The following is a 22,557-nucleotide window of genomic DNA, read 5'->3' on the forward strand; positions in this document are numbered from 1 at the left end:
CATATTTATCCGCCAAGTTGAAAATACTTGGCGGTGGCGGAAAACTGCGAACCGTCGGCTCCGATCTCCTCGAGAATCTTGGGCAGAAGCTCGGAGGCTGGTGTCGGTCTCGAAAAAACCGCCGCCCGGATGTCGCGGGGTCCGGTGATCACCAGCATGATCTGCGGAACGGCCTTGCCGGCTGCCTTGTCGGCGGCGCCAAGACCGATCGGGATGCTGAACGCCGCCTTGTCGGTCTGCGCGACCATGCGGTCGTCGAGATTGAAGGCAATGCCCTTGTGGTCGATCAGCATCACATTCGACACAAGCCCACCACGCGTAACCAGCGTGCCGCCGATCGGCGTGTCATCCGGCACCGATGTCCGGTCGAGGACCAGTTGCGGCCGTTCAGCGCTGCTGCGATCGAAGAAGTGCAGGAAACTGGTCACCTCGCATTGCGGTTGAGAGATAAGCCGAACGCCGATGTCCGGCTCGATATGGAACCTCGACCGGAAATCGCCGAGCATCTGCTCGAATGGCCGCACGGCCGTTCCGAAACCTTCGATGGCTGCCGCATTGTCCGTTGCCGACGTCAGTGACGCGTAGAAACAATCCCCGCCGCTGAAGTCACGCACCCACGACGCGCGCTGCGCCGTTTCGTCGGCTTTCTTCGCCGATGGAACTTCCGGCTTGGGTAGATTGATTGCGACATCGGTATTTCCGGGCTGCTTGGCGGCTGGCGGCTGCGGCGGTGACTGTGTCGGCGTGTTCGCTGTTTCCAGTTGCTGGGCTGTCGGGCCTGCCGCTTCTGGCTCTTTCGGTGGGGGTGTCGACTGCGCTGGTTCCTGGCTTTTCGCAGAAGGAGAGGATGAGGCATTGGCCTTGGGCAGCACGTCGACAGGGTTCGGTACGCCGGGCTTGGTTTCTATCGGCTTTGTATCCGGCGACGGCTTGCTTTCAGTTTCCGCGCGGTTCGGTTGGGGTGCGTCGGCTGCGGGCGGTTCGCTGGCCGGCAGCGCCGGCTTCTGGCTTTCGGCCGTCTTCGGCACGGGTGCGGTCGTCGGCGAATTCTCGGTCGAAGGTTGCGTAGGCTGGGCTTCGGCTGGCTGTGGGCCTTGCGTCTGGTTGTTGTTGGCAACCTTCTCAGGTTGAACAGCGGGCGGCGCTTCCACAGCGGGTTTCGGCGTGAGTGGCGCTGCCTTCTCCACAGGAGGCGAGGGGGCCAGGACGCCGCTGACATAGAGACCCGCAGTGGCCAGAACAGCCAAGGTTATGGCGCCACTTGCGATCACCGGCATCCGCGTGGGCTTTGGTGGCGTGGTCGGTGTGGGGGGGCTGGCCGCAGCGGCTGCCGGCGCCGGTTCCGACAGATGCGCCGGCCGCACATGCTGAACGAAGCGCTGCTCGCCTAAGGGTGGCAGCGAGGGCGGTCGGGCGCCGGGAGGTGCAGTCCAGCCGGCGTGCGGCAGTCCGGAGCGCTCGCGTGCGCCAAACGATGCCGGTGGCGATGTCGCATCGGCGTCGTCGTCGCGGGTCGCCCTGGCGATTTCTGCCATGCTGGCCGGGCGGTCGCGTGGATCCGGCTGAAGCATCGCTTCGATGAGATCGCGGAAATCGGGGTCAATGTCCGACAGGTCCGGCACCGTACGGCGCTTTTCGATAACCTCATATTGCGAACCGCTCATATCCAGCGGCTTTCCGCGAAGCGCTGCGGCCAGCACCAGTCCAAGGCTGTAAATATCGGATTGCTCGCTGACTTCGCCGCCATAGAGGCCGAGCTGTTCCGGCGAAACATAGTTGTATTTTCCGGCGAATTTTCCGCCGATCAGCGTCTCTCCCCCGACGGTCGCCGAGCGCGCTATGCCAAAATCGATGATCTTGGCGCGCTCGACCCGGCTACCTGGCAGGATGATGTTGTCAGGCGACAGGTCGCGGTGGATAGCGCCAGCCTGATGCACGGCACTCAGTCCCGAAGCGAGGCGATGGCAGAGCCGGCGCACATCTTGCGGTGGCATGGCGCCGAGCCGGAAGATGTCGAACAGCGAAGGGCCGTCCACGAATTCCATCGCGAGGTAGGGACGGCCGATCCCCGGATCGATGGTGAAGACGTGGTAGCGTACGACGGCGTCATGCGACAGGTGATTGAGGATCGACGCTTCCTTGCGAAACAGGGACAAGATGGTCTGATCGCGCGCGAATTCTGGCAGCACGATCTTGATCGCGACTTGGTCGCCGGTCTGGATGTTGTGACCGCGATAGACCTCCCCCATGCCGCCGGATGCGATCCTCTCATCGAGCTCGTAAATGGCGCTAAGTTGCGTGCCCACACCCGCATAGGTGATGTTCGTCGATATCCGTGTCTTGTCGTCATCGCTCATTTTGCGAGGCCCTCTGCTCCGGATCGAACCTCCCGTCGCGCTCGTCGCCCATCTTCACGAGGACAATGGTGACATTGTCGGTTCCGCCACGCGCCAGAACGGTCTCCAGCAGATTCCGGCACGCAGCCTGCGGCGTGGCGGACTTGACCGCTGCCTCGATCTCGGCGTCGCTGACATGCGCGGTCAGCCCGTCGGTGTTCAGAACAAAAACGTCGCCTGGCATCAACTCACCTTGCCGGAAATCGATCTTGAGCTGGTCGCTGACGCCGACTGCGTGCGTGATCACGTTACGGCGCGGCCAGGTGAGTGCTTCTTCCGCACTGATCGCGCCGCGGTCGAGGAGTTCCTGGACCTCCGAGTGATCTTTCGAGACCTGGTTGATCAAGCTGTTGCGAACCAGGTAGATGCGGCTGTCTCCGGCCCACAGACAGGCAAAGCGGCCGTCCATGGCAAGCAAGGCCGCGAAAGTGGAACCGATCGTGATGCCGCGCGATCGTGATATGTCGCGGATTTCAGCGTTGGCGCGGCTCAGCCGATCCTCGAAACGGGCGCGAAGATCCGGCGCCGAGCTGGCGATACCGATCGTCGCCAGATGATCAACGATGCTGGCGGAGGCGAGTTCACCGGCTTCATGCCCGCCCATCCCGTCGGCTACCACCCATAGGCCGGTCTGCGGTTCGACGAGGTAATTGTCCTCGTTGTGGTCGCGCACGCAGCCCTTGTGGCTCACGCCGAAGCTTTCGACGGGAAGGGCGACAGTGCTCAAATTGCCACCAAGCGCTTTGCGAGCGTCCTCTGTGACGAACGATGGGCTGCGTACCCAGACCATTTTGCCACAAGCACGTACATTAGAGTATCGAAATGACGGTCGAAGTTGGCGCTGATCTGTCGGGAACCATCTCAGAAAGCCTTCGGACAACTGAAACTGGACAAAGCCGGCAACAGAAAGGGGTTGGCTCCCGGGTCTGTCTGGATCGTGTAGGCAACGTCGCGTCCACCGATGACGAAACGCGCTTCGGTGTTGCCGCCATTGCTGGTCAGCGTCGCCTTGTCTAGCAGCCGCTTCAACGCCCACGGCCCTTCGAATTTGAGTGCGGACTCGCGGCCCGGCATTTCCGGCGCAAGGCTGAGGCTGGCAGAGGCGGAAGCCGCGCTGTTCGGCCATGTCACTGTGCTCGGCGTGTTCCCTGCTTGACTGCTTTGGACGATCTGGCCGTCGATGTTCAGGACCGCGCTGTCGGCATCGCCGTTGAGCGAAAAAGGCGTGAATGTAATGTTGACCGACGGCACCGAGCCGCCGGAAGGAAAAAAGGCGCTGCGGATCTCCGCGGCGGACTGGAATGCCTTCAAGGTCGATTTGGCGAGGCCGCGGCCGGAACGGGCATCCTGTTTCCAGGTCCATTCCTGGCCCGTCATGTCGATCAGCGGCGCAAGGTTCTGTGCAAAGAAGCGATCCATCAGGCCGCCAGGCGCGAACAGCTTGGCGAAATCCGCGATCGAGATGTCTTCCGTGCCGTCTCCAGCGAAAGGATAGTGGCCATTGACCACCGCCTCGCAGGCGCGCGTGACGGACTGATCGAGGTTCTGGTTGAGGTTGGCCACGGAAGTCTCGGCGACATTGCCTTCAAACTCGTCCGCCGTGGCCGTCACCATGCGCGCGAGCGGCTTGGGCAGGCGCGAGACATTGGCGCGTAGTGTCGATATCTGTAGCCGCAGGTTCGCGTTGACACGTTCGGTCTGCGAGGGGACATCGGCCGAGAGCTTCAAGCTCTGGAAGATATCGCGAAAGTTCTGCGTCAGCGCATCGAGCGGCCTGTGCCCGGCAGTGCCGCTGACCAGCGTCTGGAAAGACCGGAACTGCGCCTCGACGCTGGCGCCGGCATTTTGCGCCAGAGCTGAGCTTGTGCCCGCGCGGCTTTGCGATTTGCCCCCGGCGATTTGCAAGCCGATGCGGGCCAGGCCTTTGGCCATCCCAGCCGGGTCCTTCAGCGCAATTCCGGTCTCGCCCTCTGAGGCGGTGTTGTCTTTCGTCAGCGCGGTCTCATCGGCGATCGCCGTAAACAGCTGGTCGAGCGGTGAGTCCGGCGAAGCGGCCGCCGAGAGCGCGATATATTGCGGTTTGTCCTTCAGCATCGCCTTGAACTTCAGCTGATCGAGCGTGCCTTTCCACGCGGCGGCGAATTCCTTGCCGTAGCGGTCGACGAGTTCGGGGCCGAGTTTGGGCAGATCTTGATCGATGCCGCCTTGTTCGCCGCCACCGCCGAGCACCCATCGCTCGTCGACAAGCATCTGCGCGATGCGTGAAAGCTGCGGCAGGAAGAAGCTGTTGAATCCGGCGCGGGTGTAAAGACCGGGAACATGAAGATCGGCGAGGTCGCCGCCATCCATGCGTTCGAACAAAAGCTGCGCCTCGGGGCCGGCTTTGGTTGCGACGGAGAAGTCGCTCAGCGTTGCGGCGTAGACCGCTGACTTGATCAGCGCCGATGCGCGGTCAGCCAAGCTCATGCGCCCGAGCGAGCGTTGCGCGGCCTCGATCAGGGGTTGGTTGAGTTCGAAGACTGGATCATAAGCGTCATCGAGGGCAAGCATGGCGCGCAGATGTTTTTCGATCTGGACGCGGCCTTCGCGGTTGTTCTCACCTGGATAACGGTTTTCTTCCCAGTCCTGCTTCATCCATGAGACGATCAACTCGTCATCGACCTTCGGCGCCTTGCCGCCCAGCATCAGGTAGATCTTCAGCGGCTGGTAGAGCGCAGCCGGATCGGCCATCCTGGCCTGGATCGTCCGCTCTGCCTGAACCAGGAGCCGGGAGCGGAAGGTTCGTTCAAGCGCCTGTCGATAGGCCGTCTTGGAGGCGGACTGCAGCCTCTCCCGCTGGCTCAATCCGAAGGCTTCCTCAATTGGCTTGCCTTGGGCTCCGCTTTCGAAACCGGCCGGCAGGCTGCGCAACTGATCGAGCGGGCCGATGACGTTCTCCAGATCGACGTCGGTCACAGCCGTGCTTTTGAGCAGCGAATCCGCGCTGTCGCGATACTGCGCCATCGCTTGCCGGGTGGAGGCGATCAACGATTTGTTGGCGAAGAAGCTGAGGCCAAGCACCCCAAGTGCCGCCAAAGCCCCCAGCCCGATCGCCGCCAAGCCGCCAAACCTGGTCAAGCTGGCGCGCCGTTCAGCCACCCGGTCGAAAGATACCCAGCCCGATTCCGGGAAGATCACCTTGGTCAGGAGGTCGTGCAGGAAGAAGCTCTTGCCGGTGCCGGAAAGATACGCTTGCGGGGTGCTGCCGAAGCTGCGGCCGATCGCGCCCAGCACCTGGTCGAAGGGTGTCCCCTCCTGGGTGCCGGACGAGAAATAGAGCCCACGCAGGCTGACATTCACCTGTGATCGAGATGCATCGAACAGGCTGCCGATGAACTGCGTTATCCGGTTCCTGAGCGCGCCGAACTGAGCCGGAAAACCGAAGAGTGCGATCCGCGCCACCGGATCGGTCTCGTCCTGCAGACGGTCGGCAATTTCCTCGGCGAGCCGCCTCGCAAGTCCGTCGAATTCCGCCGGCGCCTCGCCAGCCATATTTTTGGTGCGGTCGGCGGTCTGAAAGGTCGCGCCCCACACCTTGCGCCTGCGTGCCTCGTCGAAATCGCCGAAATAGTCCATGAAGCCAGCGACGAGATCGGCCTTGGTGAAGAGCAGATAGACCGGGAACTGGATTTTCAACGTCTCGTGCAGTTCGCGCAGGCGGCTTCTGATTTCGGTGACATGCGCGTCTAGCTGCTGGTCGTCGAAGCCGATCAGATCGGCAAGGCTGATGGCGAGGATCACACCGTTGATCGGTTGCCTGGTGCGGTATTTCTTGAGCAATCGCAGGAAAGCGAGCCAACTCGCCTTGTCGCGCTCACGGTCCGACCCCTGGGTCGTGTAGCGGCCGGCCGTGTCGATCAGCACTGCCTCGTCCGTGAACCACCAGTCGCATAAGCGCGTGCCGCCGACGCCGGCCACCGGCTGTGCGCTGCCGGAACTGGCAAGCGGAAACTTCAGCCCGGAATTGACCAGCGCCGTCGTCTTGCCGGCCCCGGGCGGGCCGATGATGACGTACCAGGGGATGTCATAGAGGAAATTGCGCTTGCCGCTCGTCCGCTTCAGCGTGGCGATGGCTTCGCCCATGCGCGCTTCGAGCGCCTGCGAATCGTCGTTTGGCTCGTCGCTGCGCACAATGGCCGTTTCGAGCGCTTTTTGCGCCTTGCGTTGCTGCCAGAAGCGGATGCCGTAGAACAGCGCAAGCACCGCAACGGTGACGCCGATGATTGTCGCCCTGAGCCACATGGGGCCAAGCGGGCGGGTATCGGCGAAGCGGATCAGCGGTCCGGCATACCAGACGGCGGCCGAGAAGCCCGCCAGGGCGATCATGTTGAATATCCGCGGCAACCAGCGCATCAGTTGCCGTTCTCCGCTGAGCCGGCTTGTAAAGTTTCCTGTTTGGGGATCATGATGTCAACGCGGCGGTTCTTGGCGCGACCGTCCGCCGTTTGATTGTCGGCGATCGGTTCGTCCTCGCCCTTGCCGTCTGTGCTGAGCCGCGACGGGTCCTTCAACTGCTTGGTAAGCATCGCCTCCACTGCTTTGGCGCGGGCGACGGAAAGGTCGAAATTCGATTTGAATGTGCTCGTGTTCTTCGGCTTCACATTGTCGGTGTGCCCGACGATCCTGATCGGTCCTGGCTCGGCATCGAGCGCCGTGGCGATGTCGGCTGCGATCGGCTGGAACTGCGCCTTCGTCTCTGCCTGGCCGGAAGCGAACGAAAGCTGGTTGCTGATCTCGACAACGATGAAATCACCCTTCGTGCCGACACTCAGTCCGCCGCCGGTGATCTCCTTGGCGAGTGCGGTGCGGATGCGGTCGACCTGAGTGGTATCGGGGACCGTCGGTGGCGGCGGGCTGGCTTCCGCCGGTTCGCCGGGTGCCGCCACGCTGGCACGTTCGATGATAATTGGGGTCGAAGGATTGAGTGCCAGCAACGCGCCGGCGGTCGCGTCGCCTTCGTCGGTGATCAATATCCGCAGCCCGAAGAAGGCCGCTGTCACCAGGGTCGCCGCGGCGGCTGCGACCGCCCAGAGCGGTAGCCGTCCGCGTGGCTTGGACATCGGCGCCGCTATGCCTTGCCACCGGGGTGAGATGTCGCCGGCGGCGCGTGGCCTGAAGTAACGCAACGTGTCGTAGACGTCGCGCCGGACACGTTCGAGTGTATTCCGTTCGCCCGGCAGGCCTCGGTACTGGCCTTCGAAACCCAGCGACAGGCAGGCATGCATCAGTTCGAGCAGGTCGTAATGCGCTTCGGGCTTGGCGAGGATACTGTTCAGCGCGTCGTAAAAGCCGACGCCTGTTGGCTTCGTGTGGAAGAACTGCGCCACCAGGCTGTGCTGAAGCCAGGTTTCCTTGCTCGGCCAGGGCAGGTTGCCGACAAGGTCGTCAGCGGTTTCGCAAAGGGCGAATTTCGCGATGCGGGCATCCTCTTCGCCAATAGCGGCCTTGGCGATTGTGCGGTCGAAAGTCTCGACGGCGTCGGCGATATGCTCCGCCAAGGCCGCCGCTTGTCGTTCGACCGGTATGAGCCGCAACTGTCCGAAGAGCATCAGCAAAGGGGCCGCGGCGGCAAGGATAGGATTTGCCGCTGCATACTTCACGCCGGCGGTGGCGTTGAGCAGAACGTCCTGCTGCAACGCGAGTATCGGGGCAGGGGCTGCTCCTGGCGTGGCTTCCTGAACGACCACGGTTCCGGACGACCAGCCGAGCGGCATCTGCCGGCCGACGCCGGGGTCGAAGATCGTCGTTTCTCTGGCGGGTGTCGGAGCACGTTGCACGCTTTGCGGACCGGAGCCATCGGGAGCGCCAAGCGGCTTTTTTCCTGGCCGTGACGCGCGGATGATGGTTTTTTCCGGTGGTTCGGAGGGGTCGTCCTTCGAGCTCATCGGCGCACCCGTGTCGAGTTGCAACGAGCATTTCTAGGGCGGGAAGGGAGGCCTGGGCCGGGCTCAATCTTCGCTGCGGACCGGATGAAAAGGCTGATCTTGCGGAAACATGACATTCCTGCACACGCCCCAAGCCACGGCCGCATTGCCCGCCGGGCAAGCTCCCATGCGTTATCCTAATCGCACGGGAAGCCGATGGAAATCGGAAAGCAGGATGATCAAAGAGACGACTTCTTCTATGAGGCCCGTCACACAGAGCGCATCAGCGCCGCTGAGGCCTGCTACCTGCCCGGCTATTTTTGCTTAGCCGCCTTGGTGTAGGCTTCGGCGAAATAGGCGAGGAAGACATCCAGCATACCGTTTTCGTGCTTGTCCTCCATCATCCGCCACGTCGCAACAAGCGCATCCCAGGCCTGGCTTTTCCTGGACGAAAAGGAAGCAGGTGGAATTCTTTTGGCGATAGCCTCCGGCGACAGGTCGTCTAGCAGCCTCGAAAGCGCGACCTGCATGGCAGCGTAGGTGGCGATTTCGTGGGCCTTCAGGTCGCGGAACGCGTCCTCAACGCTATGCTTGGCATCAAGATAGCCGGCCCTGCGTTTGGCGAACATGATCTCCATTATGTCGTCGGTGCCCGGCACGAATTTCAGCGGGTTGTTGTCCTCCGCGCCGATCATCGTGCGATCCGCGCTCTTGGCGAGTACTTTGGCTGCGGCGCGTGCCTTGAGCAGCAAGGACAATTGCTCGACCGTGGTTCTCAGCACCGCGCCGATCTCGGCAGCCACGTCATGCGGGTCGCGCGATTGCAGCAACTCCGGTGCAATGCCGGCTGCTTTGGCGATCTCCCGCAACATCGCGTCCGCTTCCGCCGGCCGATTGGCAGGGACAGCTGGGCTGGGCCGCAGTGCCGAAGACGTCGATACCTGTGCCGTCTCGCCAGGGCGCTGCTGCGCCGGATTGAGGGATGGCGCATTACCGAATTCCTGCGGCCTTCCCGTTGACGACGGCAGTTCGCGTTGCGTCGAACCGGTCCTTTCTTGCGGATGACCGGTAGCAACACGCTCTTCGTCGATCGAAACGGCGACGACGTAACAGCCGATCAGCAGTCGGTCGCCTTGGGCCAGCCGATGCGGCGCGCCAATGCGCTGGCCTGAACCGTTGACGAAAGTACCGTTGCGCGAGACGTCATAGAGCCAGAACGAACCCGCCTGATAGCGGATTTCGCAATGTCGGCCGGAAATGAACTTGTCGGGGTCGGCCAGTGTCCAGTCGCAATTTTCGCGCCCGATTTCGAAGCTGCGGTCGCGGGCGGCATAGCTCGTCGCGATGCCTGCCGGCAGCCTGTCAAGATTGCTGATCTGTAGCGAGATGAACATCCGCAACCGCCGGCACGCCCAATATCCAGGCTATTCTAGCAGCTTGCAGGGGCAGCGGGCGAGGCGCGTTTCACATGAAGGCGCCGGGAGCAGTTCAGCCACACCGTTATTTAGCCTCCATCAAACATGTGCTAGGCTTATCGGGCTTCGGTGCGGTGGCTATGAAGTTCCCGAACGTGACGCAGTTAATAGAACGAGGGCTTCGATTCATCACACTGGCGGCCGCGTCCAGGAGAGGCACGAACCATGCCGAATGAACGCGCCACGGTTGTGCAAACGCCGGTGGGCGCTGACCTGCTGACCTTCACCCATCTCATCGGCCGCGATGAGGTCAGCCGTTGTTTTTCCTATACCGTTGGGTTCGTCAGCAAGAGCCGTGACGTCGACCCGTTGAAGATGCTGGGCGGTGTCGTTTCGGTCGAGGGTGAATCCGACCCGAAGCGCTGGTTCAGCGGTCTCGTGTCGGAGTTCAGGCTTACCCGTATTGAAGACAGGCTGGCCTTTTACGAAGCGGTGATCAGACCGTGGCTCTGGTTCCTCGGCAACACCACCGATTGCCGTATCTTCCAGAACATGACGGCGGTGGAGATCGTCGAAAAGATCTTCTCGAAATATGGCATAGCCAAATTCGAGAAGCGGCTGCAGGGTTCCTACCCCTCGCGAGAATATTGCGTCCAATATGACGAGAGCGATCTCGATTTCGTCCAACGGTTGCTCGAGCACGAAGGCATTTTCTATTTCTTCGAGCACGACGAAGGCAAACACACGCTGGTGCTGTGCGATGCGATGAGCAAGCTGAAGCCAGCGCCAGGCTACGACAAAGTGCTCTATAACTTCGAGGGTCAGGGCTCGCGGCGCGACGTTGAATACATCACCGAATGGATTCCAGGCAGTGCGGTGCGGCCGGGTGCATATGCCCATACGGACTATGATTTCGAAAAGCCCGGCGCGGATCTGATGGCGAAGTCCGCCCAACCGTTCGGCCATAAGGAGGCCTCGGGCGAAAACTATCGCCAACCCGGAGCGCATCTCGATGTCGGCCGGGGCGACACGATTGCTGGAATTCGCCGCGAGGAGTTACAGGCGGTGCATCGGCACAGCACGGCGGTGGGTACCGTGCGCGGTCTCTTTTCCGGTTGCAAATTCAAGCTCGAAAGTTTTCCGCGCGACGACCAGAACCAGGACTATCTGGTGGTCAGCGCCGAATACCGGCTGTTCGATCCGGGTTACCGGACACAGAACGAGGCCCATAACGAAAACTTCAAAGTGGTGCTCGGCGTTGCGCCGACCAAATTGCCTTACCGCCCGCCGCGCATCACGCCGCGGCCGGTCATGCGCGGGCCACAGACGGCGACGGTGGTAGGGCCTTCGGGCGAAGAAATCTTCACCGACAAGTACGCACGGGTGAAGGTGCAATTTCATTGGGATCGCCTCGGCAAGAAGGACCAAAACTCTTCCTGCTTCGTGCGCGTGTCGCAGACCTGGGCCGGCAGCGGCTGGGGCTTCATCCAGATCCCGCGCATCGGCCAGGAGGTCATCGTCGACTTCATCGAGGGCGACCCGGACCTGCCGATCATCACCGGCCGGGTCTACAACGCCGCTGAGATGCCGCCCTACGGCTTGCCTGCCAATGCCACGCAATCGGGCTGGAAGTCCAATTCCTCGAAAGGCGGCGGTGGTTACAACGAGCTTATGTTCGAGGACAAGGCGGGTTCCGAACTGGTCAATTTCCAGGCCCAGAAGGACCACCACCTGCTGATCAAGCATGACCGTAACAAGACGGTGCAGCACGACCAGTCCGACCGCATCGACCACGATGCCAAGCACTCTGTCGGTCACAACCTCGACGAGGACGTCGGCAACAACAAGACCGTCAAGGTCGGCGTCAACCAGACCACCAACATCGGCAGCAACGACACCGAGACGGTAGGCGCAAACCGCTCGCTGACGGTCCAGGCCAACGAGACGATCCACGTCGTCGCCAATTCTACGGAAAATATCGACGCCAACCATTCGCAGACGGTTGGGTTGGTTCAGACGGTCACAGTGGGTGCGGCGCGTGTGGATACGGTTGGTGCCGCTGAAGCGCGGACCGTGGGCGCAGCGCAAGTGAATACCATCGGAGCGACACGGACGGTGAGCGTTGGCATCAGCCAAAGCCACAGCATTGGCGCTGCGGATAGCTGGGACATCGGCGCCAGCCAGAGTGTCCAAATCGCTGCCGATCAGGGCATCAAGATCGGCGGCGCGCAGAATTCGGAGATCGCTAAGACGTGGATTGTTAAGGTGGGCGAGGACAACTCGACCCAAATCAGCGGCGCTCATGAACTCAAGATCGGCAAGAAGAGCCTCATCCAGGTCGGTGAGGATTCCGGCATTTCTGTAGGTAAGACCCTGACGCTTGAGGCGAAAGATGAGATCCAGCTAAAATGCGGCGATGCCGTCATCACCATGAAAAAGAACGGCGAGATCGTCATCAAGGGCAAGGATGTGTCGATCAATGCCTCCGGCAAGATCAATGCGAAGGCATCGGGCGACATGTCGCTCAAGGGCAGCAAGATTACCCAGAACTGAAGGTGTAAGGCGATGGCGGATACACTGGAGCGCATAGAAGGTGTGGTGATCGGCGTCTTTCTCGGCTTCGACGACACCGCTCCGCTGGTGATCTTCCCAGGCAACCCCCGGGAAGAAGCGATTGCAGCGCGCAGTCTTACCGAACTGACATCGGCGATGGTGGGAGCGGAGGTAGCGCTGCTGTTTCAAGAAGGCGACCCAGCTCGGCCATTGATCGTGGGGCGCATTGTCGAGCCGACCCGCAAGAACGCGCCGCCGCAGGTGGTCCGAGACGGCGAAAACGTACTCATCGTCGGCAACGAGCGCATCGAGCTTCGCTGCGGCAAAGCGCGGATCGTCATGGAGAAGGACGGCCGCATCCTGATTCGCGGCACTTATGTGACAAGCCACGCCAGTGCCACGAACCGGGTGCGGGGCGGCTCGGTGAACCTGAACTGATGTCAGCCCCGATCCTTCCCGAGATCGTACGCCAGCATGCCGAGATGGCGGCGCATCTGTGGAATATCTACGACCGTCACTTGCTCAATCCCGGCGAGAATCCGGACATGGACGCGGAGCGCCTGGCCCGCCTGGTCGAGCGGCTGGAGGCGCATCTCGACGGATTGCGCATCGCCGGCAGGGAGGGTCTTGAGATCGCGAAGCGGCTCTACGATGAGTTTCCCGAAGCCGGGGAACTGTTCGTGCTGCGCATGATGACGGCGAAGAAACCCGTTGCCATCACCGAACTGGATCTCGATCAGGTCCGCCGCTTTATCAAGGTGACGCTCAAGACGATCGCCGGGAATCCATAGCTATCGTGGCCCGGCCCATTATCGCGGCAGCGCGACTACGTCTGGGGGGATGGCAATCTCTTCCCAGGTCCCTGCGACCAGGCGCCATACGCTCGACTCGCGGATGACATGAAGAATGCCGTCGGAACTGGACAGTTCAAGCATCCGGTCCGTCATTGGCGGCAAGGGCGGTTCGAATGGAGCGGTTCCGTCTGGCGCTAGTGTAAAAAGCGAGGCTTCGTCGGCCAGCAGCGCACTGCCCTGGTGAACGCCCAGCGCCGAAAGTCCTGCATCGTTGACTGCAACCTCGGTCATATCCGCGAAGTCTGTGGTCGAGTACACCACACCGGGGCGAAACCGCAGATAGACGATCTTGCCATCGGCGGTGACGATCTGATCCAGCGTGCTGTTGGTAGGCAGTTCGACATCCTGCCACCTGCCGTCCTGCAGCAGCCAGAGTGTTCCGTAGTCGCGACGTGCCTGCGCCCTGATCATGGCAGCGATGTTGGTTGCGCCACCCAGGCCGCCGAAGTCTGTCGGGATTGACAGGCCGGTAACCACCTCCCCGCCGAAGACATAACGGAATCGCGCCGACTGCAAAGCTGCCCAGCCGAACCGAATCGTATCCTGGGAAACGGGTGGAATCGGAAATGTCGGAGCGGCCGGCGCCCAATTCTCCCCGTCGGTGGCTCGATAAGCCTGGCCGCCATAACCGGTAGCGACTAATTCGGTGCCGAGGAGCATGAGGTTGTCCATGCGACCGAGATTGCGCGATCCCGGCCGGTTGAAGCCTGCTCCCGGTATTTGCACACTTGTACCGCTCCTGAGAAAGTAAACCAGCCCCTCACCAGTCAGTGCGAGGAAATCCGCGCCACGGGAATTCGCGGGAGCTGGGCACAAGGCAACAAATTCTCCGTCGAAAGTCTGTTGAAGCCATTGAGGCCGTGCGTCGGGCAGGTAAGTGACGACGGTGGATCGCCCCTCAACCCCCTCGGGCTGCCTCAGCAGAAGGCAAAGTTTCCCGCCCGTCGCAGTCGTCCCCATCAACAGGTCCATGGCCAGTCATCCTTGATTTCGTAGTACGTTCTGCGTGGACGTGTCGGTTATCGGCATCTTCTTGGTCCGGCCGAGCTTGTCCTTAATAGGATCGGTCTGCTCGGTCACCATCTTGACGGCGAGATCGAAGCAGTCCTGCGAAACGGGGTCAGGCACCAGCTTGAAGAGCGCCGCTAGGCATCCGAAGCGAATTTTCTCGATCGCCTCGCAGTCGGTGGGAGCGTTTGGCGTTCTGCCGGGATTCGCTGTCGCGCCGAACTGCTCAAGGGCGTTGTCGAGGTTGCCGTGCACTGATTTCGGATTGTCCGCGAGACTTCCCCGGTGGTTGCTCCGCGACAAGCAGATATTGATACCGTCGCCATAGCGCGGCGCTCCGGGAATTCTGTCGCCGCCGCCGATACGATAGACGCGGTCCGGGACGATATGATGCTTTTCCGGCTTGTCGAGGCCCGACGCGCGGCATTTCTCGACGATGTCGTCGTATTTCCCGACGATGCATTTCGTGTCGGCCTCGCCGCCGGGGCCAACTCCGCCGACTTGTGGCTGCGGTGTTGGCGCATTCGGCGGATCGGTCGAAGCATGGTTGTTGGTCGTGATATCGGAGAAACGGGTAACCGGCTCCTTGTCGGCTTTCACATTGGAGGACCAGGCACGGCAATATTTCTTGCCGGTATTCTTGGAGTTGATAATGCCCTTCTTCGCAGCGCAGCCGGCCTCGGTGCCAGTTGTCTTGGTATAATAGGATTTGTTCTTCTGATTGACGGTCTCATCGCCGATCTTGACCGTGCCAGTCCCCTTGTCCGTGTCGGAATCGAAGCCAAATGTCGGGTAGGGGATCGGCACGCCCGGTGGCGTCGCCGGATTTTCCGGCGGCGTGAAACAGACATCGGGGAAGGCAGCGATCACCTTGTCGGATTGGGCTTTGCAGGAGATCTCCAGGCCGTTGGCGTAGACTGCCATCGCCTACCCCCCGAAGATCGCCGTGCCGCAGGCGCCGGCATCGCTGGAGGCTTCGATGAGCACACTGTTTCCGCCGGCATAGCCCTTATGCGCCGCTGTATAGGCCATACCCAGCATCAGCGGCACGACTGCCGCACCGACATTGCCGACGGATTCCGTCGGCGACCAGATGTCCATAAATTCCCGCACGGTGCGTGTCACACGGCTCACCGCAAGCGTACTTTGCTTGAACCAGTAGTGTTCACCGATCAGGTCGGCGATACGATATCCGACCTGGTGCATCTGTGCACCCGCTTCCTTGAGCGCTGCCCGATAGGCGGAGATCATGCCTTCGCCCCGCAGGGGCAGATCCTGCGGGTTGTAGATGAAAGCAGTCTCCCGGGCGAGGCCGATGCCATGCAGCCCAAAGCCGCCGCGGCTTGGCTTCGCTAACAGCACCGCTGCCGCCGCTTCCCCCGCAATGAAGCCATTGGGATTGTCGCTCGTGAGCAGCCGCCTCTCGTTGAGGTAGTGTGTTACCGTATGCGGCGTCAGGTAGCTATCGACCCCGACAAGCATGACGTATTCGGCCTCGTCTGCCGCGAGTAGCCGTCTTGCATGATCCAGCGCCACAATACCCGATGGCCGGCCATGAGCGATCACGCGCGAGCGGGAATGGGCCTCGACTTCAACGATCTCGGCGATGCGGCGCAACAACAACGCATAGTCGCGCATTGGTCTGCCCGGCCGCCCTTCCTCCGGTACGCACAGCATCAGCACAGTCCGACCGCGCGCCTTGGGCAGCGCATCGAATACCTCGCAAATCGCTCCACCCGCGAGATGGGCCATGCGCTTCTCGCCCACCCAGGCGCGCGGCAGTGGAACCGGCGCCCCGATCAGCCAGCCGCCGCCGGGGATGGTGAAGCGCGTTTCCCCGAAACCGTCGATCCCCGCCCGCATCGCGGCGCACGAGGACGGCGCGTCGAGACCGACGGCAGTCACCATTCCGACGGCGACGATGTCGAGCGAGGCACTCATGCATCCTCGCTCTCTTCTTCAGGAGCTATCCCGTTTGCACGAATATAGCGGCGACCGGTTTCGCGGGCCCTGAGCATGGATTGGGTCGGCGGGCCGATCCAGCACTCAGTGAAATCGAGTATAGTTCGGCGGATGCGCTGCTGGATCCGCCACACCAGGCTGAAGCGTCTGTTTTCGGTATCCAATAGCACCGTATCGGGCGCGACCTTCTTCTCGAATACTTTTTCGCGGCCGATAAAAAGCGTTAGCGGTAACAGCGCTGGCGGCAGACGGAAGCTTTCCCTTCCGGCCGGCGTGAGGTTGATCAACTGCACATCCTCGCCGCCCCCTGGATGATCGATCTGCTGGTCGGGCGGCGCCATCTGGAAATAGCGCTCGTCGAAATCAGCCGGCAAGAAGGGCGCAATATTGTCGACCCAGTTCTGGTCGTAGGTGCCGCCAAATTCTATGCGGCCGGGCCAACCGCGGCCCGTCGGTCCGAAACTCATCGGCTTGTAATCGCCGAATGGCGAGAGGATTTCTTCCCCAACCGCTTGTGTGTTCGGAAGCCGCAGGCCTGGAATGAGACGCTGGTTCTTCGTTCGCGACCACCCAGTGCCGACGGGGTTGTATTTGTAGCAAGCGGGAAGTTTATCCTCCGGGTCGAGCCTGTCGACGCCGCCCCAGGCGACGTCATAGGAGATCGGCAGCTTCAAGAAAGGCCGCGGTGCAGTCGCTATGAACACCGGTCCGATGGCGCGCCATTCACGATGGCCGACGACTTCGAACAGTTTCGACCAGTTGCCGACCTTGATGCCGACGGGTACGCGCTCAGCCGGGCGTCCTCCGGGCGCGTAGGCGCAGCCATTGGCGATGATATCGCAGCTCGGCTTGCGGAAGGCGAAGTCGGTTTCCCACAACGTCGCCGAATAGCCGGGCGCGCCGGTTTGTGTGTCGGCCATGACAAACGGCACCTGCTCTGCCGATTTCTGCGCCAGCCCGCCGGGCTTCTCCGGAAAATCGAATGTGCCCTTCACCACGACGACGATCCACTCATGGCCAGCCTTGTCCATGCCCATGGTGAACTGGTGGAGATAGCCCATTTGGTTCCAGATCTGCATCAGCTGGTCTCCCAACTCGCGGCGAAGATCTGCTCCAGCATTGGTTGCGGCGCCTGCGGATCGACGTCGAAAATATCCGTCCGCGCGGTCCACATGACGAGGTCGTCGATCGTATCGCCAACCGGTTCGACTGGCGGCACGGGAAGGGCAGTCAAGGCCGCATCCAGGTCGTCAGGCGCTAGTTCGCCCCGTTGCGCAGCGAAGGCGGCATTCTCGATGTTGTCGAACCAGGCATCCGCATAAGCCAGCTTGAGGCGCGCCTCCGAGAGGCGCGCTACGACACTCAAAGGAAATCGCCGGCCAATCCTGTCGGCGCTTTGCAGCACGATGCCCGCCGAGGTGCCGAAGGAAGTGGGGCCGGCGAGGAAACGCAGTGCCGTGCTCTCCGGCCAAGCTTCCGTGCCTAACAGCGGCACGATGTGCTGCGCGAGCCACCGGTCCCAGACACGCACAAAATCCCCCGGCAGCCGCCGCGTCACGAAATCGCCGGTGGCGGGCATTTTGCCGTAGAAGCCGGGCACGTTCAGATCTGCGGCGGACATGTGAATTTCTTGAACATTTCGAGTGTGTAGGGGTTCTCGACGCTGGCGGCCTTGAGTTCGAAATCGGCCCACATGCCCTTCGTACCCAGCCGCAGGCTGTAGACGTCGGTGAGTTTGGTCGCGACAAACTTGCCGCCGCGCAGCATTCTCAGCCATGCCCAGCTGCCGGTCTCGTTGAGCATCACCTCAGGCGAGCCGTCGACCGGCTGGAAGGCGAGCGAAATCACCCCGGTGCCGTCCTTGCCCGGCCATGTCATCGGCTGCGGCCTGGTCGCATTGTTGTAGTAGACGAGGTTCTGGCCATCGAGGTTGAGCGTCACTCGCGCCACGTTGGGCGAAAGGTCCTTGGGTTCCAGCGTGAAGTTCATCACCGGGCCGGTGCCGCCGGGAAAGAGATCGTCGCGGATATGCCTTGCCTGCTCGAACGCGGCGAGCGCTGCCGGGTCAAGGCCGAAATCGGCACGCCATTTCCACGGTTCGCTGGCAGTGTCGACATAGTTGATCAGATGGTCGTTGGTGAAGGCGTTGATCAGGCCGGTCGGTCCGAACAGACGCTGGAAGTCGCGCACATTGACGTCGACAGCGCTGTCGGGGCTGAACGGGTAGCGGTTGTTGAGCGCCGCTTGGCAGAAGGGCAGGATGTCGGCGCGCCAGATGGCGTTGAGCTCGTTGGTCACGGCCTTCTGCGACAGGCCGCTGGTGTCGCCTGCAATACCGCCCAGCCAGTCGTTGATCGGCGAAGGCAGGATCTGCGCCTGCCTGGCGACCGCGCCTGTCAGTTCGGCCAGGCCGCCCTGCTTCTTGATCGCGTCCTGCGGGTCGGGATTTGCGGTCACCGTCTGCAGCACGTTGGACAGCGCCGTCAACGCCACAACGGCGGCGTCGAGCGCCGGCGGCTGGCCGTCGACCTGGGCGATCGTGCCCTTGAGCGGCTTGAAGTGATCGGCAACCAGGCTGCCGGTCATGTCGACCTGATCGGCCGAACCGGCGCGTGGCAGAAGCTTTGCGCCCGTCTTCACCACCTTGCCCAGCTTGCCGAGCTTGCTCAGCAATTGCGAGCCGGTCTTGGCAGCGCCGCTCTTGTCGTCGGCCGGCGCTTCGTCGGAACGGGTCAGATCCGTTTCCTGCACCACCGCCGTCAACAGCCGCTTCAGCGCGGAGTCGGCGCTGGAAAGGTCTTTCAGGTTCTCGCTGGCGACATTGAGGTCGGTCAGCGGCGCCAGCCGCATGTCGCGCAGGAAACTGTCCCACTGCGCGATATAGTCGTCATAGTAGAGCTTCAATATGTCTTCCGACAGCGCCGACACCGAGGTCTCGGAATTTTCCGAGCAGCCGCCGGCGAACACGGCGCGGTCGAGCGCGGCCTGGCCGGCGACGTCCTCGAGCCGGTCGAGGATCGCGTCATGGAAGCCGGCATAGGTATAAGGGCCGGGCACGCCGACGCGCAGCGTCTTGTCGGAGCGCCGCGCGAACACCTTGGCGCCGTTCGGCCCGGCGAAATTGGCAGGCAGCCATTCCTTGACAGCCGCCACTTCCGGGTCGGCCAGAAGCTGCTTGTAGGCCCGCTCCGGCAGCGAGATCGTACACACCGTCTTCAGCGCCTCGGCGACCAGCTCTTTGTCCGGCGCGATGTAGCTGTCGTCGACCGCCATGCGGCGGATTGCGGCAAGCTGATGTGCTTCCGCATCGGCGGTCGGGAAGGGCGCCGCCGGCGCGAATTGCGGCAGGCTGTTCATCCACCAGTTCTGGACGAAATCGGTGTCCATCTGCGACAGGCCGGTCATCATCCGGTAGGTCTTCAGCGCGCCGAGCATGAAGTCCGGATCGCGGATCTGCCGCCACATCGTCGCCTCCAGCAGGGCGACCATATGCGGCTCCAGCACATTGCGCAGTGCATGGTCGTAAGTGTCGGTCTGGGCGCGCACCAGTTCCGCCGAAGCCGTCGGGCCGAGCAGATTGTGGACGGCATCCGGTGGCGCGGTGCGCGCGGTCGCCACCGCATCCATCGCCGCCAGCGCACGATCCATGGTCGGCTGCTCGACCGCGGCCGGCATGGCGGCGACAGTCGTGAGTGGCGCCTGAAGCGCTTCGAATTGGTTGGCCTGTTCGGCGATGGCATTGCGGTTGTCGAGATAGGACCAGGTGAACAGTCCGCCGGCCAGCAAAGCTGCGAGCGCGCAGGCGGCAGCGGCACCACGCCAGATCCAGGCGCGGCGCCGCTGTGCCAGCGGATCGAAGGTGCCGAGGCCGGCCTCCTTGAAGATCACTTCGGTGAGAAGGTTCCTGAGGAAGAAGCTGCGCTTCTCGACACGCGCCACCGGTATGGCGCGGCGTGGCGGCAGCCCGAAGGAGGACGACAACGCCGCCGTCAGCCGGTCGATGGGCGCGCCTTCCTGCGTCGCCGACGTCAGATAGAGACCGCGCAGCCAGGCGGCCTCCTCGTAGCGGCTTTCGCCGAACATTGCCTCGATCAGCACCTGGATCGGTTCGGAAAGGCTGGCCAGCTGGGCCGGGAAGCGGAAGATCTCGGCACGCGAGCCGAGTTTGTCTTCGTCTTCTAGGCGCGGCACCAGCCGCCGCTCCAGCTCGCTGGCAAGCCGGGTGAGTTCGGTCTGGATCGTACCGGCGTTGACGCGGGCATCGAGCGGAAAAGTGGTTCCCCACACCTGCTCGCGCGCCGTGGTCGACAAGCCGCCGAAGAAGGCTTCGAACCCTTTGATCAGGTCTGCCTTGGTCAGCATGAGGTAGACAGGCAGGCGGATCTCGAGCCGGTCGTTCAGCTCCGCCAGTCGGCGGCGGATCTTGCGGCCATGGGCTTTGATCGCTTCGTCGCCCTCGGAGAGCGCGTCGATCGACAGTGCGACGATGACGCCGTTGAGCGCACGGCGGCCCCGGTGCTTCTTCAAGAGGTCGAGGAAGCCAAGCCATTCCGCTGCGTCGACATCCGGCTGGCTTTCCTGCTGGACGTAGCGGCCCGCAGTGTCGATCAGCACCGCGTTCTCGGAGAAGAACCAATCGCAGTTACGCGTGCCGCCGACGCCCTGCAGGTCATCGGTGAGGTCGATCGGGAAATTGAGACCCGACTGGCGCAATGCCGTGGTCTTGCCGGTGGCCGGCGGTCCGACGATGACATACCACGGCATCTCGCGCAGGAACTTGCGGCCACCGAGCTTGCGCCGCTTTAGCTCCGCCATCACCTCGCCGAACTTGGCGCCGACCGCGGCGACGCTCTCCTCGCCGGGGGTAAGCTGCTTTTCGGCCACTGGTGTCGCGATCTCGGCGACGAACATGCGGTTGGCGCGGATCGCGCGGCGCTGCGCGATGATCAGCCAGATCAGCCACAGGATGATCAGTCCCGCGATGATGGCGATGCGCACATTGTCGGATTCGAACGGTGCGTAAGGGCCGACTTGGACGATCGGGCCGAACACCCAGATCAACAGCGAAAGCAGCGCGATGCCGATCAGCGTCCACAGAAAACGCGAGGTGATGACGGCCCAGAGGAAGCGCAGGATGAACATCTCAGAGCCTCTTCTCAACCAGCACCTCGACGCGCCGGTTGAGCGCGCGGCCTTCCCGGGTCGAGTTGTCGGCCACCGGATCGGTCTCGGCGCGGCCTTCGGAATGGATGCGCTCCTGCGGCACGCCGGCTTGCACCAGAAGCTTGGCGATTGTCTCGGCGCGCGCTTCCGAAAGGCGCTGGTTGCTCGCAAGCGGGTTGGACTTCTGCAGGCGCACATTGTCGGTGTGGCCGACGACCGTGATGTTTCCGATCAGCTCCTGATTGGCGAGGATCACCTTGGCGATCGACTCCACCAGCGGCTCGTAGCCTTGCGTTAGTGTCGCCCGTGAAGACTGGAACAGCTCGGGGCTGGAGGACTGGATGATCAGCTTGGCCAGCGAGACGCTCTCGCTGCCGCTCAGCACGCTCTTCAGGCTCGCCGGCGCTTCGGCCTTGAACTCGGGCAGCAGCGCGAAATCGACCGGCTGCGGCGGTTCGGGTGCGGGAGCATCTTGCTTCGGCGCTGCGCGGGTAACTTCGCCGCGCGAAGCGGGCGGCAGCGTGCGCACGAGCGCCGAGAGTTCGACGGCCTGGCTGCTCAGCCCCATCGACAGGCCGACATAAGCGGCGGCGGCGACGGCGACCGCAGCCAGCGCCATCACCCAGATCGGGACGATGAAGCGCTGCGGTTCGTCGGAGGCGATCACGCCTTTCCAGTTCGGCGACAGTGGCGCGTCCTCGGCGTCCGCATTGCGCAGGAAGCGCGCCGCCGACACGCGCACCGCGTTGAGCGAACGGTCGCCCGCGCGGCCGGGCACCCGATACTTGCCACGGAAGCCGAGCGCCAGACAGTAATACTGCAGCTCCAGCATTTCGCGGTCGCGGTTCGGATGGCGCTCCAGCTCGTCAAGGCGCGTGAAGAACTGCGTGCCGGCATCGACATCGCCGCGCAGCATGACCACCAGCGGCTGGCGCGGCCAGGCGCTGGCACCGCCCCACGGCGTGTTGAGGGCGAGGTCGTCGAGCGTCGCTGCCACCGCCCAGGCTGCCTGGTCGGCGCGCTCCAGCGAGGAGCCCGCCGCCACCTCGGCATCGCGTGCCCGCACCAGCTCGTCCAGCAGGCGCGTGCGCATCACCTCCGGGTTCTCCGGCGCCAGCGCGCTTTCGAGCTCGGGCGCGAATTCGAGCAGCGGTGCGAAGATATTGATGAGCCGATTGGGGTGGGCGCGCGCCCTCTTGACCGGCGCGCCCGGCGCCAGCGGTCGGGGCGTAGCGCCCGTCAGCCTGATGCGTGTGCGCTCGCGATCCTCCGACAGTCCGAAAGGATCATCTCGGCTCATGGC

The 22,557-nt window shown here is 62.7% G+C and carries 15 protein-coding genes; 3 read left to right on the top strand and 12 right to left on the bottom strand.

The window, feature by feature from the left end; genetic code table 11:
- Positions 1–5: 5 nt before the first annotated feature.
- The 5 genes from QFZ88_RS18835 to tagH all read right to left on the bottom strand — a co-directional run bounded on the left by QFZ88_RS18835 (position 6) and on the right by tagH (position 9,693).
- Complete coding sequence (locus QFZ88_RS18835; protein ID WP_024925023.1) at positions 6–2,357, bottom strand: serine/threonine-protein kinase; 2,352 nt, start codon at positions 2,355–2,357, stop codon at positions 6–8.
- On the bottom strand, positions 2,347–3,276 hold the full coding sequence (locus QFZ88_RS18840) for a PP2C family protein-serine/threonine phosphatase (protein ID WP_244431324.1): 930 nt from the start codon (positions 3,274–3,276) through the stop codon (positions 2,347–2,349). Before QFZ88_RS18840 ends, QFZ88_RS18835 begins: the two co-directional genes overlap by 11 nt.
- Positions 3,258–6,788, bottom strand: coding sequence for a type VI secretion system membrane subunit TssM (gene tssM / locus QFZ88_RS18845; protein ID WP_171020976.1), 3,531 nt, complete (start codon positions 6,786–6,788; stop codon positions 3,258–3,260). Before tssM (QFZ88_RS18845) ends, QFZ88_RS18840 begins: the two co-directional genes overlap by 19 nt.
- Positions 6,788–8,344, bottom strand: a complete 1,557-nt coding sequence (gene tssL / locus QFZ88_RS18850) for a type VI secretion system protein TssL, long form (protein WP_307418931.1) — start codon at positions 8,342–8,344, stop codon at positions 6,788–6,790. Before tssL (QFZ88_RS18850) ends, tssM (QFZ88_RS18845) begins: the two co-directional genes overlap by 1 nt.
- Before the next feature lie 269 nt (positions 8,345–8,613).
- A complete protein-coding gene (tagH, locus tag QFZ88_RS18855; protein WP_024925019.1) occupies positions 8,614–9,693 on the bottom strand; it encodes a type VI secretion system-associated FHA domain protein TagH in 1,080 nt (359 codons plus the stop codon).
- A gap of 246 nt (positions 9,694–9,939) precedes the next feature.
- Here tagH and tssI point away from each other — a divergent pair, with 246 nt between their 5' ends.
- The 3 genes from tssI to QFZ88_RS18870 are packed head-to-tail and all read left to right on the top strand — an operon-like array spanning position 9,940 to position 13,058.
- Positions 9,940–12,267 carry a type VI secretion system tip protein VgrG gene (gene tssI, locus QFZ88_RS18860; protein ID WP_024925018.1) on the top strand — a complete coding sequence of 776 codons (2,328 nt, stop codon included), beginning with the start codon at positions 9,940–9,942 and terminating at the stop codon, positions 12,265–12,267.
- A 12-nt stretch (positions 12,268–12,279) separates the two neighbouring features.
- Entirely contained in the window at positions 12,280–12,705 is a 426-nt protein-coding gene (locus QFZ88_RS18865; protein ID WP_024925017.1) for a DUF6484 domain-containing protein, read from the top strand.
- Entirely contained in the window at positions 12,702–13,058 is a 357-nt protein-coding gene (locus QFZ88_RS18870; RefSeq protein ID WP_024925016.1) for a hypothetical protein, read from the top strand. Before QFZ88_RS18865 ends, QFZ88_RS18870 begins: the two co-directional genes overlap by 4 nt.
- An 18-nt stretch (positions 13,059–13,076) precedes the next feature.
- Here QFZ88_RS18870 and QFZ88_RS18875 read toward each other — a convergent pair whose 3' ends face one another.
- From QFZ88_RS18875 to tssL (QFZ88_RS18905), 7 genes are read right to left on the bottom strand one after another with little or no spacing between them, the layout of a single operon-like run.
- Entirely contained in the window at positions 13,077–14,093 is a 1,017-nt protein-coding gene (locus tag QFZ88_RS18875; RefSeq protein WP_024925015.1) for a hypothetical protein, read from the bottom strand.
- A 6-nt stretch (positions 14,094–14,099) separates the two neighbouring features.
- Entirely contained in the window at positions 14,100–15,053 is a 954-nt protein-coding gene (locus QFZ88_RS18880) for a DUF4150 domain-containing protein (RefSeq protein WP_024925014.1), read from the bottom strand.
- Between the two features lie 3 nt (positions 15,054–15,056).
- Entirely contained in the window at positions 15,057–16,070 is a 1,014-nt protein-coding gene (locus QFZ88_RS18885; protein WP_024925013.1) for a beta-ketoacyl synthase N-terminal-like domain-containing protein, read from the bottom strand.
- Positions 16,067–17,170 (bottom strand): DUF2169 family type VI secretion system accessory protein, encoded by a 1,104-nt coding sequence (locus QFZ88_RS18890; RefSeq protein WP_024925012.1) that lies wholly within the window; start codon positions 17,168–17,170, stop codon positions 16,067–16,069. Before QFZ88_RS18890 ends, QFZ88_RS18885 begins: the two co-directional genes overlap by 4 nt.
- Positions 17,170–17,712, bottom strand: a complete 543-nt coding sequence (gene tagF, locus QFZ88_RS18895; protein WP_024925011.1) for a type VI secretion system-associated protein TagF — start codon at positions 17,710–17,712, stop codon at positions 17,170–17,172. Before tagF ends, QFZ88_RS18890 begins: the two co-directional genes overlap by 1 nt.
- Complete coding sequence (gene tssM / locus QFZ88_RS18900; RefSeq protein WP_024925010.1) at positions 17,694–21,233, bottom strand: type VI secretion system membrane subunit TssM; 3,540 nt, start codon at positions 21,231–21,233, stop codon at positions 17,694–17,696. Before tssM (QFZ88_RS18900) ends, tagF begins: the two co-directional genes overlap by 19 nt.
- 1 nt (position 21,234) lies before the next feature.
- Positions 21,235–22,554 carry a type VI secretion system protein TssL, long form gene (gene tssL / locus QFZ88_RS18905; protein ID WP_024925009.1) on the bottom strand — a complete coding sequence of 440 codons (1,320 nt, stop codon included), beginning with the start codon at positions 22,552–22,554 and terminating at the stop codon, positions 21,235–21,237.
- Positions 22,555–22,557: the final 3 nt, after the last annotated feature.

Origin of the sequence: Mesorhizobium sp. YL-MeA3-2017 (assembly GCF_030814575.1) — a bacterium.
GTDB classification, from domain to species: Bacteria; Pseudomonadota; Alphaproteobacteria; order Rhizobiales; family Rhizobiaceae; genus Mesorhizobium; species Mesorhizobium terrae.